The 16,460-nt window shown below is 45.0% G+C and carries 15 protein-coding genes; 11 read left to right on the top strand and 4 right to left on the bottom strand.

Going from position 1 to position 16,460, the window contains the following annotated elements; genetic code table 11:
- The first annotated feature begins 193 nt into the window (after positions 1-193).
- The 11 genes from acuR (at position 194) to JC793_RS15150 (ending at position 12,272) form a co-directional block, all read left to right on the top strand.
- Positions 194-835 carry an acrylate utilization transcriptional regulator AcuR gene (gene acuR / locus JC793_RS15195; protein WP_166709021.1) on the top strand — a complete coding sequence of 214 codons (642 nt, stop codon included), beginning with the start codon at positions 194-196 and terminating at the stop codon, positions 833-835.
- A 125-nt stretch (positions 836-960) separates the two neighbouring features.
- Positions 961-1,944 carry an acrylyl-CoA reductase (NADPH) gene (gene acuI / locus JC793_RS15190; RefSeq protein ID WP_166708435.1) on the top strand — a complete coding sequence of 328 codons (984 nt, stop codon included), beginning with the start codon at positions 961-963 and terminating at the stop codon, positions 1,942-1,944.
- A 427-nt stretch (positions 1,945-2,371) separates the two neighbouring features.
- Positions 2,372-3,343, top strand: coding sequence for an SPFH domain-containing protein (locus tag JC793_RS15185; RefSeq protein ID WP_046893218.1), 972 nt, complete (start codon positions 2,372-2,374; stop codon positions 3,341-3,343).
- Positions 3,344-3,556: 213 nt separating this feature from the next.
- Positions 3,557-3,832 carry a hypothetical protein gene (locus JC793_RS15180; RefSeq protein WP_166708434.1) on the top strand — a complete coding sequence of 92 codons (276 nt, stop codon included), beginning with the start codon at positions 3,557-3,559 and terminating at the stop codon, positions 3,830-3,832.
- Between the two features lie 525 nt (positions 3,833-4,357).
- Positions 4,358-4,645, top strand: coding sequence for a hypothetical protein (locus JC793_RS15175; RefSeq protein WP_166708433.1), 288 nt, complete (start codon positions 4,358-4,360; stop codon positions 4,643-4,645).
- Between the two features lie 139 nt (positions 4,646-4,784).
- Entirely contained in the window at positions 4,785-6,071 is a 1,287-nt protein-coding gene (locus JC793_RS15170; RefSeq protein ID WP_218426567.1) for an HlyD family secretion protein, read from the top strand.
- 34 nt (positions 6,072-6,105) lie between these two features.
- On the top strand, positions 6,106-8,220 hold the full coding sequence (locus JC793_RS15165; protein ID WP_218426566.1) for a peptidase domain-containing ABC transporter: 2,115 nt from the start codon (positions 6,106-6,108) through the stop codon (positions 8,218-8,220).
- 633 nt (positions 8,221-8,853) lie between these two features.
- Complete coding sequence (locus JC793_RS19775; protein ID WP_273746053.1) at positions 8,854-8,982, top strand: hypothetical protein; 129 nt, start codon at positions 8,854-8,856, stop codon at positions 8,980-8,982.
- 354 nt (positions 8,983-9,336) lie between these two features.
- Positions 9,337-10,230 (top strand): pirin family protein, encoded by an 894-nt coding sequence (locus JC793_RS15160; RefSeq protein ID WP_166708429.1) that lies wholly within the window; start codon positions 9,337-9,339, stop codon positions 10,228-10,230.
- 174 nt (positions 10,231-10,404) lie between these two features.
- Positions 10,405-11,421: an alcohol dehydrogenase AdhP gene (adhP, locus tag JC793_RS15155; protein ID WP_166708428.1), complete on the top strand. Its 1,017-nt coding sequence runs from the start codon at positions 10,405-10,407 to the stop codon at positions 11,419-11,421.
- 197 nt (positions 11,422-11,618) lie between these two features.
- The gene (locus tag JC793_RS15150; protein ID WP_208323183.1) at positions 11,619-12,272 is read left to right on the top strand and encodes a glycosyltransferase family 25 protein; all 654 of its coding nucleotides are present in this window, start codon (positions 11,619-11,621) and stop codon (positions 12,270-12,272) included.
- Between the two features lie 63 nt (positions 12,273-12,335).
- Here JC793_RS15150 and JC793_RS15145 read toward each other — a convergent pair whose 3' ends face one another.
- From JC793_RS15145 to JC793_RS15130, 4 genes are read right to left on the bottom strand one after another with little or no spacing between them, the layout of a single operon-like run.
- Positions 12,336-12,821, bottom strand: a complete 486-nt coding sequence (locus JC793_RS15145; protein WP_046893932.1) for a DcrB-related protein — start codon at positions 12,819-12,821, stop codon at positions 12,336-12,338.
- Between the two features lie 25 nt (positions 12,822-12,846).
- A complete protein-coding gene (locus JC793_RS15140; RefSeq protein WP_218426565.1) occupies positions 12,847-14,487 on the bottom strand; it encodes an OmpA family protein in 1,641 nt (546 codons plus the stop codon).
- Complete coding sequence (locus JC793_RS15135; RefSeq protein ID WP_166708425.1) at positions 14,488-15,120, bottom strand: hypothetical protein; 633 nt, start codon at positions 15,118-15,120, stop codon at positions 14,488-14,490.
- Positions 15,114-16,460, bottom strand: coding sequence for a GlcNAc-transferase family protein (locus JC793_RS15130; RefSeq protein WP_166708424.1), 1,347 nt, complete (start codon positions 16,458-16,460; stop codon positions 15,114-15,116). The genes JC793_RS15135 and JC793_RS15130 overlap by 7 nt, the downstream gene beginning before the upstream one ends.

Here is a 16,460-nt window from a genome sequence, read left to right as displayed (position 1 = left end):
AGTCCAATGTGCGGATCACAGAAAACCCTGTCGGGCCCGGCAGGCAGAGGCCATGTACAACATGATTGCCGGTCAGTCGCAGGATACCAAAGAGCAGGTCGGTAAAGTTCTGGCTCCGTGGCACCCGGAAAAAGATATGGCATTTACAAGACAACCGGTCTATATTGTTTCGTATGACAGAGGTAAAGACGCGATGACATCAGAAATCATAAAACCAAAACGGGGACGGCCGCCGAAAAATCATGATGCGGGTGCAGATGTAAAACAAATGCTGATCCGCAGTGGCATGGAGATGTTTACCGAAAAAGGCTATATGACTTCGGATATCAACGGTATCCTGAAAAAAGTTGGTGTGCCGAAGGGCTCTTTTTACTATTACTTTGACAGTAAAGAGCAGTTTGGTCTGGAAATTATGCGTAATTACGACAGCTACTTTTCCCGCCTTCTGGATAAATGCCTGTCTGATACCACGCTGCCGCCACCGGAACGACTGCGGTTATTTTACCGGACGGCCAAAGCCGGAATGGAAAAATATCACTGGCAGCGCGGGTGCCTGGTGGGAAATCTCGGTCAGGAGGTTGCCAGCCTGCCGGCCGGGTATTGCGAAATACTCGATAACATTATTACCGGCTGGCAAAAAAAAGTGGAAATCTGTCTTCTGGAAGCACAGAAACAGCAGCTTATTTCCGGAAAAACAGATTGCAGGCAGATGGCCGCTTTTTTCTGGACGGGCTGGGAAGGTGCGGTAATGCGAGCCAAACTGACGCGTAACAGTGAACCGCTGGATCTGTTTATCACTGTTTTTATGACGCAGATACTGGCGGATAAAAAATAACAGCCCCGGGGAATGTTGCAGAATAATTTATTAAATATCACCGCCGTTAACACCCTGGTGCGTATTTAATAAATTTTTTTACAATTAAGTAGACATCTGGTCTATATTCATAAAAGGATAACACCATGTTTAACTGTATTCTGATTGAGAACACCGACGGCTATACCGCCAAACTGGCTCAGCTCGATGAATCACAACTGCCGGAACACAATGTGACGGTTCAGATTGATTACTCCACGCTGAACTATAAAGATGGTCTGGCGATCACCGGTAAAAGCCCGGTGGTCCGCAGTTTCCCTATGGTTCCGGGTATTGATTTTGCCGGTACTGTCACTGAAAGCAGCTCTGAGCATTATAAAGCAGGCGATAAAGTACTGCTTAACGGCTGGAGCGTCGGTGAAAAATACTGGGGCGGTTTGTCACAAATGGCAAAAGTGAAAGACAGCTGGCTGACGCCGTTACCGGCCGGAATGAGCACAAAACAGGCAATGATGATCGGGACAGCCGGTTATACCGCTATGCTGGCGGTTCAGGCTCTGCTGAAGCAGGGGATCACCAAAGAATCCGGTAAAGTTCTGGTCACCGGCGCCAGCGGCGGTGTGGGCAGCTTTGCGGTTTCTCTGCTGTCAAAATTAGGTTTTGACGTTATCGCATCCACCGGCCGCACTACAGATACCGCGTACCTGATCGATACGCTGGGTGCATCCGAAATTATGGATCGCAGCGAGTTATCCGCACCGGGTAAACCACTGACCAAAGAGCGCTGGGCGGCTGCGGTTGACAGCGTGGGAAGCCATACTCTGGCCGGTGTCTGTGCCGGTACGCAGTACGGCGGTGTTGTGGCGGCATGCGGTCTGGCACAGGGGATGGATTTTAACGGTACTGTTGCACCGTTCATCCTCAGAGGTGTGAGTCTGATAGGGATTGACAGTGTGATGCGTCCGCAGGCAGACCGTGTGGCGGCATGGAAACAGCTGGCAGAACTGACAGATCCGGCGCAGCTGGAAACCATCAGCCGGGTTATTCCGTTAAATGAAGCGATTCCGGCAGCACAGCGTTTACTGAACGGTGAAATCCGCGGCCGTGTGGTGGTGGATGTGAATAATTAATATTGCATTATCCGCAATATAATACTGAATCTTGTTGACGAAAGTCCTTTGCCTCCGTTCCGGGGGCTTTTTTATATAAAAGAACATCTGCCGGATTCCTTCCGGCGGATGTCCGGACTTGCAAAGTTAGCACTATTACGTGCTCTCCCATACTACTAATTATAATCAGTTAGCGAAAGGTGTATTATCACGGCAGACTGATGTGACAGAATAATCTCTGTATTTTTATTCATATTACAGGTAATGGTCACTGGTATTATTTTCTTCTGATTCTTTGCCGGTTAAAGAAAATTCGGATATACATACCGGAATTTGCTCATCAGCGGTATTTTATGAATAATAGCGCTGAAAGATGAAAGTGATCGATGAAAAAGACAGTATTTATAAAAAACAATATTAACTAAGAATTATCTTATAGGGATGGGACATGCAAATGATGCAGGCAGTAAATCCGGTGAAACTGAAGTCAGTGGTCAAATTAATTATTGTTGCTGTTATTCTCCTGTTTGCAGGAATAATTACCTTTAATTCATACACTATTGTTCAGGATGGTTCGGTAAAAGTCGGGACTTTTTTAGGTAAGGTTAATCCGGTGGCATATGATGCCGGGTTGCATTTCCCGATTAACCCTTTTATGACATTCGATACGTACTCGACAAAAGATATCCGTGTGTCACTGAAAGAGTTACGTGTACCATCGCAGGATAAACTGAAATCTATCGTTGATATTACAGTGATGCTTCAGTTTGATGGCGCCAAAGCGCCGGTTCTCCGTATTAATGGTGGTACAGAAAGTGAAGCGCTGGATAAATATGTCCGCCAGAAACTGATTTCCACGATTCTGGAGTTCGGGAAAGATGTTGCCAACGCCCAGGATCTGTATACCGCAGATACACAGCGGAAATTACAGGATTCTATCCGTGATGCCATTCAGGGTTACGCTTCACCGTACGGTTATACGATTAAAGAAATTATGATCCAGGATATTACGCTGCCGGAAGTGGTTCAGGAGCAGGTTGTGAATACCAAAATGCGCCAGGAGCAGATAAACCAGGCAAAAGCAGAAGCTGAAAAAGAGCGTGAACTGGCACAGAAAAAAGTCGTAATCGCACAGGCTGAGCGTGAGTCAGCAGAGCAGCAGGCGCTTGCCCGTGAACGTAATGCCCAGGCGAGCTCTTATGCCCTGCGTCAGGAGGCTGATGCCCGTTTATATGCGGCTCAGAAAGAATCTGAAGCTAACACTGTACTGCAGCAGACAATCACCCGCGAAATGATTAACTGGAAACAGCTTGAAATTGAACAAATCAAAGCGGAGAAATATAAAGGTGAAGTACCTAATATTGTTGTGGGTGCAGACTATGACGGTAAAATGATCATGGACATGCGTTCTCAGCAATAAATAATATCAGCTATAAGGTAAGGCAGGAAGACAGAGTTCATTCCTGTCTTACCATTATTATTGTTTTTTTGATATCCCCGGAATAAACATTGAATTATCTGGTCTTTAAAAAAATCAGTAGGATATATCCTGAATAATAAATAATTTAGAAATAATGTCATTGTGAATTTTTTATTATTCAAATAAAACCATTGATTATTAAAAGGATTGATAATGAAAGAATTAAATCATACAGAAATTGAATTGGTTTCCGGCGCGGGTTGTATCCAGGATACACTCACCGGCATTGGTGAAAAACTGGGCGATTTGGGTTTCGGGCTGCTCTCACCATTTCTGAAAGTTGATCTTCCTGTTATCGGAAAAGTAAGCCTGAAAGACGTTGTTCCTGATCTGGGAAAAGATGTCGGTGGTCAGGTGGGTTCTGTTGTCGGTGGTCTTATTGAAAAAACATTGGGTCGTGTAATTGATCTCGGTACTATCTGTAAATAATTAATCTGAGAAAGTAATCTGTCTCAGTGATGATCCTCTGCTGGTGTGATAGCGGAGGATCATTAATATTATCGCTGTTAATCATAAGAATACTCTGTATTTAATCTGAATCCGAAAATAATTACGCCACTCCCCGTTAGTTAAGATATTTTTATTATTCCTGCGTCATGATATGGCTTGTTTTATTACAACTCCTTTCTTTACCTTGATAGCTGAAATATATCGGGAGCATAACCGTGATTAAAATTTAACTGTATCAGGTACTATTGTAGCATAAAAGATACTATTAATACCTAGTACGTGTGTTCCTTTTTAGTGATAATGAAAATATATTAACAACTCAACGGCATGATAAATAAGATAAATTTCAATATATAACCGGATGGTGTTATCACATCGTTAATAATGCGAATTTGTTTTTGTTACGTTATTTTACCTATTCATTGTCGGGTGTTAATTCATATAAAATAAATATTCTTCTGAGGTGCTCGGATGAAATAACTAATAATGAAAGGAAAGTCTACTATGAAAGAGTTAAGTATTCAGGAAATTGAAGCAGTTTCAGGTGCCGGTTTTATCAAAGATAGCCTGACCAGTGTCGGCGGCAAAGTTGGTGATGCTACATTCCGTGCATTCGTTTCATTTGTGAATGTAAAAGTACCTCTGCTTGCCCAGATGAATATCGGGCAAAAATACCCGGATTTAGGTAAGAACCTGGGTTCTCAGATTGGCGGTAAAGTTGGTGGCACAATCGAAACTGGTTTAACATTATTACCTGGTGTTGGCGGATTATTTAAAAAAATCCTGGGCTGATTAATACGGAATCACCGTATTCCTGATGTCAACACTTTATTTTATGGGAATTCATTATTTTATGAATTCCCTTTTTTTTATTTTTTCCCTGATACTGTCTGCCTTTTATTTCACCGGATAACCGCAGGCAGGGTTTATTGTGTTCCGCAAAGCTGCACTTGATAACAGAAAAATGAAGTGGCGGGGTAAGGCGTTATTGTTACCCGGTATTCCGCTGTGGCTGATCCTATTATGCAGTGTCCTGTTTTTAACTGCTTTTCTGGTCTTTATCTTATCCGGCAGTTATACACGCCGGGTCAGTGTGACAGGGGAAATCACCACAAATCCGCGGGCTGTCATTGTATCTGCCGGTGTACAGGGGTTTATTACCCGGCAATATGTGACTGAAGGGCAGGTTATCCGCAAGGGAGAACCGGTTTACAGTATTGATACCAGTAAAGCGACTGACAGCGGTGTGGTCAGTGATAATCAGCGCCGTGAAATTGAACATCAGTTACAGCATATCCGCGACATGATCACCCGCCTCAGAGAGAACAAATACACCACACTGACCTCGCTTGAAAAACAAAAATCGCTTTATGCACAGGCACAGTTACGCTCTGCCGGTATTATTGAGCGGGCACAGGAAGGTATCCGTATTATGAAACTGAATATGGATAATTATCACCACTACCGGGAAAGAGGTCTGATAAATAAAGATCAGTGGATGAATCAGGCCGCACTTTACTATTCCCAGCAAAACAGCCTGCTGGGATTAAGCGGCCAGAATGAGCAGAATATTTTGCAGGTGACGTTACTGGAAAGTCAGATTCTGACTCAGTCTGCGGAATTTGATAACCGGATTTATCAGCTGGAATTACAGCAATCCGAACTGATGAAAGAACAGGTGGCCAACGAAGCCGGCAGCGGAATTATTGTCCGTGCCCTGACTGACGGCCGTGTGGACTCCCTCAGCGTGACGGTCGGGCAGATGGTTAATCCGGGGGATACCCTGCTCCAGATCCTGCCGGAAAATATCAGTCAGTACTGGCTGGTGCTTTGGGTACCCAATGATGCACTCCCTTATCTGAACATCGGTGATGCCGTGAATATCCGCTATGAGGCGTTCCCGGCGGAAAAATTCGGCCAGTTCGCCGCCTCCATTCAGATGATTTCCAAAACCCCGGCCTCACCGCAGGAAATGATGACCTACGCCGGTGCACCGAAAGTCAGTCAGATGCCGCAGTCCATCCCATACTACAAAGTCATTGTTCGCCCGGAAAAACAAAAGGTTTCGTATGACGGCCGTGAACTCAGCCTGCAAAACGGTATGAAAGCCAATACCAGTCTGTTTCTGGAAAAGCGCAAAATCTATCAGTGGATGGTCTCGCCGTTTTATAACATGAAGCAGAGTGCCTCCGGGCCGGCAGGAGCAGACACACCATGACAGAACGGATTCTGTTATCTGACCGGGAGGCCGTATGCGCCGTTTATCCTTAAAAAACCTGCTGGAAAAGCTCGACCTCAGCCTGCGCAGAAGCATTCCGGTTATTCACCAGACCGAGTCATCCGAGTGCGGTCTGGCCAGCCTTGCGATGATCTCCGCGCATTATGGTAAAAGTATTGATCTGATTTCCCTGCGTCAGAAGTTCAATCTCTCGGCCCGCGGCGCGACACTGACCGGTCTCACCGGCATGGCGTCGGAGCTGGGGATGACCACCCGCGCCCTGTCGCTGGATATGGATGATCTGCCGAATCTGCGGCTTCCCTGTATTTTACACTGGGATTTCAATCACTTCCTGGTACTGGTCAAAATCAGCGGTAACAAATTTATTCTGCACGACCCGGCATACGGCCGCCGGGTGGCCGGCATTGAGGAGATGTCGCGCAATTTCACCGGCGTGGCCCTGGAAGCCTGGCCCGGCAGCACCTTCACCAAACAGGAGGTGGTAAAAAAACTCAGTCTGCGCAAGCTTATCGGTAATATTCACGGGCTGAAACAAGCCCTGCTGAAAATCTTCGCGTTTTCGGTGGTGATTGAGGCCATCGGGCTGATTATGCCGGTCGGTACCCAGCTGGTAATGGACCACGCGATCCCCGCCGGGGATCAGGGGCTGTTGTCCCTGATTTGTATCGGGCTGCTGTTCTTTATTCTGCTGAAAGCGGCCGTGAGTATGTGCCGTGCCTGGGCAAGCCTGGTGATGGAAACGCTGATCAACGTCCAGTGGCAGTCCGGATTGTTCACGCATCTGCTGCGTCTGCCGCTCAGCTACTTTGAGCGGCGTAAACTCGGGGACATTCAGTCCCGTTTCAGCTCGCTCGATATCCTGCGTACCACCTTTACCACCAGCGTGGTCGGGGCGATCATGGACGGCATCATGCTGATCGGTGTGTTTATCATGATGATCCTTTACGGCGGCAGTCTTACCTGGATTGTGCTGGCCTTTACCGCGGTGTATATCGGCCTGCGGCTGGCAACGTACGGCTATTACCGCCGGTTGTCGGAAGAATCGCTGATTAAAGAGGCGCGCGCCGGGTCGTACTTTATGGAATCCCTTTACGGGATCACCACGGTAAAAACCCAGGGCATGAGCGAGCGCCGGGGTAATCACTGGCTGAATCTGAAAGTGGATTCCATCAATACTGGCATCCGCCTGACCAAAATGAACCTGATGTTCGGCGGGGTAAACACCTTTATTATGGCCTGCGATCAGGTAGTTATTCTGTGGATCGGCGCCACCATGGTGATCGATAACACCATGACCCTCGGGATGTTTGTTGCGTTCAGTGCCTACCGCGAGCAGTTTTCCGGCCGCGCGGCCTCCATCATTGAGTTCCTGCTGCAACTGCGGATCATGAGCCTGCATAACGAGCGTATTTCTGATATCGCTTTGAATGAGCAGGAAAATAAAAAGCCGGATGTGCCGTACGAGCCGCAGATGCAGGCCGCCGGGCTGGAAACCCGCAGTCTGGCATACAGCTATGACAGCCAGTCCGCACCGATTTTCCGTGATATTAATCTGTCGGTCGCGCCCGGTGAAAGTGTGGCGATCACCGGGCCGTCCGGTTCGGGGAAAACCACACTGATGAAAGTGCTGTGCGGTTTGTTTGAACCTTCTGACGGCAAAGTGTTTATTGATAACATCGATATCCGCCAGCTCGGGGTCAATAACTACCATAAAATGATCGCCTGCGTGATGCAGGATGACAAACTGTTTTCCGGCTCGATCCGCGAGAACATCTGCGGATTCACCGAAAATCCCGACGAGGAGTTAATGATAGCCTGTGCACAGGCCAGCTATATTCACGACGTGATTACATCGATGCCGATGGGATATGAAACGCTGATCGGTGAACTGGGTGAAGGGCTTTCCGGCGGGCAGAAACAGCGGATATTTATCGCCAGGGCGCTGTACCGCAGGCCACGTATTCTGTTTATGGATGAGGCGACCAGTGCGCTGGATAAAGAGAGTGAATCTTACGTCAACCAGGCGATCAGCCAGTTGCCGATCACCCGGATTATAATCGCTCACCGTGAATCGACCATTGAGTCAGCGGACAGGGTTATTTCCCTGGACGGGAAAAAGAGTAAATAAATCTGTTACCGATATAACCGGAGATAATAATTGCCACATAGGGGTTTTTATTATCGATCAGATTATAACTATTATGATATTTCCGGGTGTTTATCCTAATTTTCGGAATTTATTTTATTTGTCATATCCGGATGTGTTAATAATAAACTTTTATTTACGGATGAAATAATAAATAACAAACAGGGATGTTAACACTTATGAAAAGAGCAAGTAATATAATGCTGAATGGTATGGTTTTGTTATCATTGTCAGCGATCAGTTTTTTTTTCATCAGCAGAGAAATTTCTTAAATCAGTGCCGGGAGCTGTCAATACCGCGGTGCAGGTCAGTCCGGTTGTAACATCACAACCGGAGGATGGCGATGATATTATCATTGTTGCACAGACAGAATGGGTCGATTCCGGTATTCATGATCAAAAAGAGGAATACAGTCTTTTTTTCACCAGAGAAAATCCTAAGATTGATAGTAAACTCAATGTTACATTTTCATTTATGATACAGATGAATGGCGATAAAAAAGTGGAAATGTCAGATAAAGGAAAACCGAATGGCATGTTTTTTAACAGGATTGTTGAAACCTGGTCACTGGACTGCCTGAATTTTTCCGGCCACCGGCTTTCCAGAGTGTACATAATGAATGATAGTATTATTTACTCCCGCAAACTGGATACCAGCCATAAAGATATCGGTAAAGTTGAAAAACTGACGGTATTCCCTGATACAGATAGTTATAATGCAGCAAAATATTACTGCGGAAAATAATTAAAGCTGTTTCGTTATGATACGTTGCTTCAGCAGGTCGCTATAAGATGAATAGTAAAATATAAATGCTATTCATCTTATAATAACGGCTGTTTTAAATCGTTAATTTGCAGATAGCTGTGTTTGCAAATAGTTACGTTTGAAAACATCGCTTTATTAAGTCCGGTAAAATAGAATTTTTACCTGTTTCGTTGTCTGTCGCTTATTATTTATATCTTTCCGCGGATGGTGACGGATGCGTTAATCCTGTTGCCGGACACCGTGACACGGGGCGCTTTCTCAGTATACTGAATACCTTAAGACCGCCGTCCGCGGTGCTGACGGTGTCCACTCACTGATAAGGCAGGAGGCAGCATGACAGACAAAAACGCAGTCTTACCCCGGCGCATCAGCGCGAGAATTAAAGATGTCGGTGGCGTACCGGTATCCCGGGTACTGCCGGTAAAAGAGCGCCGTCAGATAGGCGCATGGTGTTTTCTGGATCATGCCGGTCCGGCGGTTTTCGGAGGGGATGACGGCATGAAAGTCGGGCCGCATCCGCATATCGGTTTACAGACCTTCACCTGGATGCTGGAGGGTGAAGTGTTGCACCGGGACAGCCTCGGATCGGAACAGATTATCCGTCCCGGCCAGGTTAATCTGATGACTGCCGGGCGCGGTATCACACATACTGAGGATTCCGCAGGCAAAAATGCCCGCCTGCATGCCGCTCAGCTCTGGATTGCCTTACCGCCTGCGGACAGTATGGTTGCACCGCGTTTTGACCATTATCCGGAGTTACCTGTCTGGCATCACGACCAGATCAGTTTCACATTACTGACCGGCGAATATGATGGCTGCCGTTCGCCGGTTCTGCATTTTTCTCCGCTGATCGGTATGGATTTGCAGGCTCAGCAGGAAACGACAACCACATTGAATACCCGGCCGGATTTTGAATACGGCATTTTTGTGCTGGAAGGGCGCCTGACATACTGTGATGAGGACTATTCCGTCAATGAACTGGTATATGCCGGTGAAGGACTGTCTTCCGTCACACTGACGCTGATGAAAGGGACACGGCTGCTGTTACTGGGCGGAACACCGGTACAGGAAAGAATTATGATGTGGTGGAATTTTGTCGGTTATGACACACAGACACTGCAGCAGGCAGTCAGTGACTGGAACAACGGAGATATCCGGTTCGGCACGATAGAAAATGAACCCCGGGAGCCGCTGCCTGCACCTCAGTATCCGGTATCGCGTCAGTAACAGATAATGACGGATATTCCGTCGAATACAATATTTCTTATTAATGGTAGTTATAATCATTGGCATTCAATGTGCAGTATCATTTCGTATTTCACGCTAAAATAAAAGGGCTAATGGTCGTTATGTTACTGAACTGAACATAACTTTTCTGTTATTCCGTTATTGAGGTTAACTATGAAAGCAGCTGTTGTCGCAAAAAATAAGACCGTAGAAATCAAAGAGAAAACATTACGCCCGCTGAAATATGGGGAAGCCCTGCTGAAAATGGAATGCTGCGGTGTGTGTCACACTGACCTGCATGTGAAAAACGCTGATTTCGGTGATGTATCCGGTGTGATCCTCGGACATGAAGGTATCGGGGTGGTAACGGAGATAGCTGAAGGTGTCACTTCGCTGAAAGTTGGTGATCGTGCCAGCGTTGCATGGTTCTTCCGTGGCTGCGGCCATTGTGAATACTGCAACAGCGGCAAAGAAACATTTTGCCGTGAAGTGAAAAATGCCGGTTATACCGTGGATGGCGGTATGGCCGAAGAGTGTATCGTTACTGCCGATTATGCGGTAAAAGTGCCGGATGGTCTTGATTCAGCCGCAGCGAGCAGCATTACCTGTGCCGGTGTCACCACCTATAAAGCGATTAAAGTTTCCGGAATCAAACCGGGCCAGTGGCTGGCGATTTACGGCCTTGGCGGATTAGGAAACCTGGCGCTGCAGTACGCCAAAAATGTCTTTAATGCCAAGGTGATCGCTATTGATGTTAACGATAAACAACTGGCGCTGGCAAAAGAGATGGGGGCTGATCTGACCCTGAATCCGAAGACAGATAATGTCGATGAGATCATTCAGAAAGAACTGGGTGGTGCACATGCTGCCGTGGTAACCGCAGTAGCCAAATCCGCATTTAACTCTGCGGTTGCCGGCGTCCGCGCTGCCGGCCGTGTTGTGGCGGTAGGTCTGCCTGTCGAAACGATGGATTTGAGTATTCCGCGTCTGGTACTGGACGGCATTGAAGTCGTCGGCTCACTGGTGGGCACCCGTGAAGATCTGAAAGAAGCTTTCCGTTTCGGCGCGGAAGGGAAAGTTGTGCCGAAAGTGGCAATGCGCCCGCTCGAAGATATCAATACTATCTTTGAAGAGATGGAGCAGGGTAAATTTACCGGTCGCATGGTTATTGATTTTAAAAACAAAAAATAATCAGACTGATATATTTATTACAATCTTATTCAGCCGCCCGTTTACGGGCGGTTTTTTATGCCGGAAATAACAGATTTATCCTCTGAAAATGACATTTACTCTGTGGGATAATGTGAAAAATCCTTATCCGGAGCATATTATCTAAGCGGAAATAAGGACGCTATAATGATTATTTAAGATAATATCAGGACAATCGAATGATTAAAATTAACTGGAATTTTGTTGATAAAGTTGTCTATATTAACCTGACGAAAAGAACTGACCGCCGGGAAAGTATTGAATTTCAGCTGAAAAAAATAGGCGTACCACAGGATAAAATTATCCGCTTTGAAGCTGTTGAAAATGAAAATGGTGCATTGGGATGCACACTTTCTCATATCGGTGTTATGACAATGGCAAAAGGAAATAACTGGAATAACGTTCTCGTTCTGGAAGATGATATGATTTTCAATGATGATGATGAATCATTAGACAGGATAAATTATTTTTTCAGCAGTCTGATATTTTCATCATGGGATGCAGGATTATTGTCGGGAAGTTACTTTCAGCTTAAGCAGGAGCATGGCTGCTTTTATCGTCTTTACTTTTCATATTTAACGAACAGTTATATTGTTAATCAGCACTACTATCAGACACTGAGAAATGTATTTATTAAATCAGCAGAAGAACTGAGTGCTGGTGTACCCAGACATAAATGTTGTCTGGATCTTCACTGGAATGAGCTAATGAAAGAAGATAATTGGTACGCAGCTTATCCGTGTGTGGGATATCAGTTAGTCGACCAGAGTGATATTGAAAATATAATAACAGATCGTACAACGTCCTTTACCAGAACGCTGGATGAAATGTAATTATCGCAGAGTTGTTACTGTAGAAAAAGAAGACTCCCCTATTTTTGTAATAGGGGAGATAAATCAGCCTAATAATCCAAAAGTTGAATTTGGTGTAAAGCTGTTTAATACACGAACATAATGCTTGCGCTGATACTCGGTAAACTCACCGGTACGGTTCAGAGTAAAAATAATCAGGCGATTATTGTTCGGGTTGGTATCTTTATGATAAGGCAGTTTAATCATAGACTGCACCTGCTGCATACGTTCACCCTCTTTCAGATAGCTGTTGGCAATCTGAACAACTTTCATTTTCATCGGGCCCAGCTCATGGGTAATCATTTTACCTTCTTCCTGGAAACCGGGTAAATCACGGGTAAAATTAGTCACTTCATTTTCACAAAATTCTTCAACAGTTTCATCTTCAGCTAAAAAGGCACGGTGAACGATAATATTATACTCATTCAGCGTAGGATCACGATAAATCAGAATATTAATCGTATTGTCAAGGTCGGGCGTTGATGTGATAAAACTGCCTTCAGGAATCATGTACTCGTTATTTTTACTCATAAATAATAATCCTCAAAATATGTAATTACTGATTTTCCTGATAAATTTTGATTTCAACACGGCGATTTTTTTCTCTGCCATCCTGAGAATCATTATCTGCAACCGGATTCTGGGAACCTAAGCCGCGGGTAACAAAATGGGTATCAGGAAATCCGGAGGATTCCTGTAACCAGTGTTTTACCTGCTCAGCCCGGTTCAGTGATAAATTAATGTTAATTTTGTCATTGCCGGTATTATCGGTATAACCTTCAATTAAAATTTTCACATCCGGATTTTGTTTGATAAACGTTAATAACGGCATCAGATATTCTGTGCTTTCTTTTTTTAACTGTGAACTACCGGTGTCAAAGACAATATTTTTATCATGGGCCACATAGAGCGGGCTACGGGAAAACTCTGTAATTGATTTATCCAGTTTATTGATAAAGAGGGCAGGTGACGTTAATTCCATGATAAAAAAATGCGGTTTTTCATGCTGAGAAATAGCAGCGGATAATTTTTTCATCTGCTGAATAATAGCAACACGCTGTTGTAATGCATTGGGTGGTGTGGCCTCAAATTTGCTGACAAGGTCATTAACTATCGCATTACGCTGAATATTAAACTCGAGTGACCAGAGCAGGCTTCCTGTTATTACTCCGGCAATCAGTACCGGAATAAGCAGCAATAAATAGCGTTGCTTTTTATAAGGAACCGGCGTCATTTCAATCATCTGTTTTTTGATCTGCGGCGGTGGTTCCCCGATATTTACCGGTAATGGCGGAAGCGTGAGATAAGACGATATCAGCGGCAGCAGTGCAAATTTTTTCTGAACCCAGCGGGACCAGGCACCATGGCGTGTCGGGCCGTTTCCGTAATCAGAAAACATCAGGTTGGTAAAGCTGAGGACGCTTTCAGAAAACAGGGATTCTATTTCTGCCATCAGACCGGCTTCATCCAGCCAGTTCAGTGTGGACAGTGCCAGTGCATTACGGTGCTGTGCGGCAACCGGATGGGGCCGCCGGTAAACCGTATTCAGTTCTTTGCGCAGTAAGGTGATCTGATCACGGAATGGTTTGGGCTGAGTATCATAAAGATTAAATTGTCCGATCCAGATCGCGTTATCCGGATCATGGGCAAACCGCTGGCTGCTCAGGCGTGAATAAATGATTAACGTGCAGGGAATTTGCTGTTCAAACTGACTGCGGGAAAAGGAATTTTTCCAGCCCGTCAATTTATTCAGCAAAAGGGCATCGGAATCATTACCATCCGGTAATACCGGGAAGACAGCACTAATCTGATAATGGCGGTGTTTCTGACTGATAGCCGCAACCTGTTTGTGAATATCCTCAGGCTTGTTTATCAGCATCCAGATAATCCGGTTATCAAACCGGAGCGTGTCAGCCTCATCCTGCCGGCTGAACCAGGCTTTGGCATAGGGCCCGAGAATAAAGACAATTTCCGGTGCCGTTGTGGTATCTGCGTCGTTGTCATCATGAATCACCACCTCTGAATGTTCTCTGAGACGGACAGCAAAAAGAACCGCGATGATAAACAGTGCGATACACAATCCGCTCAGCCAGATAAACAGATGCGCGTTATCATAAACAGCGAGCCCTGCCTGCGTGAGAGCAAGAAGACTGAATAAAACAATCAGCCATTTTTTTACAGTGGCAAAATTTTTCATTTAAATCAGGGTATCCAGTGTGTCACGAATATAGAGCCCGGTAAAAATCAGAATCGATATCAGGCAAAGGATCTCTGCGGCAAAAATAAGCGGCATATTGACTGTCCGGTAGGTTACCGGTGCCGGATATTCCGGTGCCGGCGGTGTTTCAGGTACCGGTGGTGCCACTGGTTCAGCCGCCGGCAGTACAGGCAGCCGTTTTTCAAATAACGGAATAACCGGTTTCAGTACGGTTTTATATTCCGGTAATCCGGACAGCCGCAACGCCATCTGATAAGCCGGTAAAAAAACCGCGTTGCGTTTTACATCAGAAAAAAGTGTCAGTTGATCCGCAACATCAAAAGATTCCCGATCAAAACCGTAGAAATAATTTTCCAGTAAATAAGGCGCCCAGGAGAGCTGCTGGCTGTCGGTGTATTTGAGGATGATTTTATCCAGATAAATACAGAGCAGCCGGCAGAAGTTCTCAGAATGTGCAAAATAAGGATCTTCCAGTTCCAGACAATCACGGAACTGCTGAACCGATGTTGATAAGTTCAGTTGTAATTCTGATAAAGAGGGGATAATTGCCTCCAAATCAATAAGTGCATCAATGCACATTATCTTATTGAAGACATCCTGACTGTTTACCATACTTTCTCCACGGTTTCTCCCCAGCCGCACTCCGTAAAGAAAGGTGCCAGCCGGAGTTTTTTAGGAACAAGGTGAGTTTTATCTTTCAGTTTTATTTCGAACTGATAGATATTTTGATCATCACCGGATTCCTGCCTGGTTAACTCTTCGGATGTCAGTCGTTGCATGGCAATAAGCTGATTATCTTCAGTAAATATACCTAATGACCAGTAATCAATATTATCGTCATTTGCGCTTAATTCAGATTTGTTAATTTTAATCGTCTGGCAATAGTCACTGTATAACTGAGCTATCCATGCTTCCCGTGATGCCGGAATATAATCAAAATAACACGGTTTAGTATTACTCAGCAGTTCTTTGACGATCAGTTGTTCACTGAACATTATACCGGTTAAATATTCATATTCTTCCAGTGTCCGCTCTGTACCTAAACTGTATTTCCCGAGGATGATATCATCAGAATGCTGAATACCTAATACCTGACGAACCCGTTCTTTTGATAATTGATCCCGTTCAAACCAGCTTTTTTCAACCACTTTTTTTTCTTTTTTCTCCTGGGTATGGTCTCCCCAGATTCGGTCACAACCAGAGCGGCTGTAAAAATGATACAAAAATATTTTGTTGGGATAGATAACATCATAGCCGTGAGTAAATGCTCTTGCGGACATTGATATTTCTTCCCCCAGGAAAAATACCTGCGGGTCATTGGGAACATCAAGTACAAACTGACCCGCTGCAAAAGTAAAACCACCGGCTAAAAAACATCCCCGGGCATATTGTTTATTATCAAGAAATGCGATTGGGTTAAAAGAAGGAATGTCACCGTCATTAAACTGATTAAATACCATTCTGGCAAAGGTCTCATGACGGACTTCTTCTTTATCCTCTGTCGCCGGGGTATACGCGGGCGGATAGCCGGATATAATTGGTTTTCTGAAATCTTTTTTCAAAGACAGATAGTATTCAGTCAGTCTGCTATCCCAGTCCGGAATAAAACGACAGTGAGAATCTATCTGAAGAAAATAGTCTTCATCAGTATAGTATTGTTCACAGCAGTGTCTGGCCCAGCATGCGCCCTGAGCCTGATAATATTGTACAAAGTGAACATTGATTGTTGCCCCCTGATAATTCAGACGGATAACATCCGGATTACTTTCAGAATAGTCTTTTTCTGTCGCACCTGCATCAGTAAAAACAGAAAAATCACGTTTTTCATCCTGCCAGCATACAGAGATAAATAATTTCTCCGGACTGGCGGAATTTTCAACCATATTCTTCAGTGTCGGGATTAATTCGGAATCCCGGTAGCTGGCTATACTGATAAAGATTGTATTTTTCAT

It is taken from the genome of Morganella morganii (assembly GCF_019242955.1).
Lineage (GTDB): Bacteria > Pseudomonadota > Gammaproteobacteria > Enterobacterales > Enterobacteriaceae > Morganella > Morganella sibonii.
The sequence above is the reverse complement of the archived record's forward strand: the minus strand, read 5'-3'. Positions and strand labels throughout refer to the sequence as shown.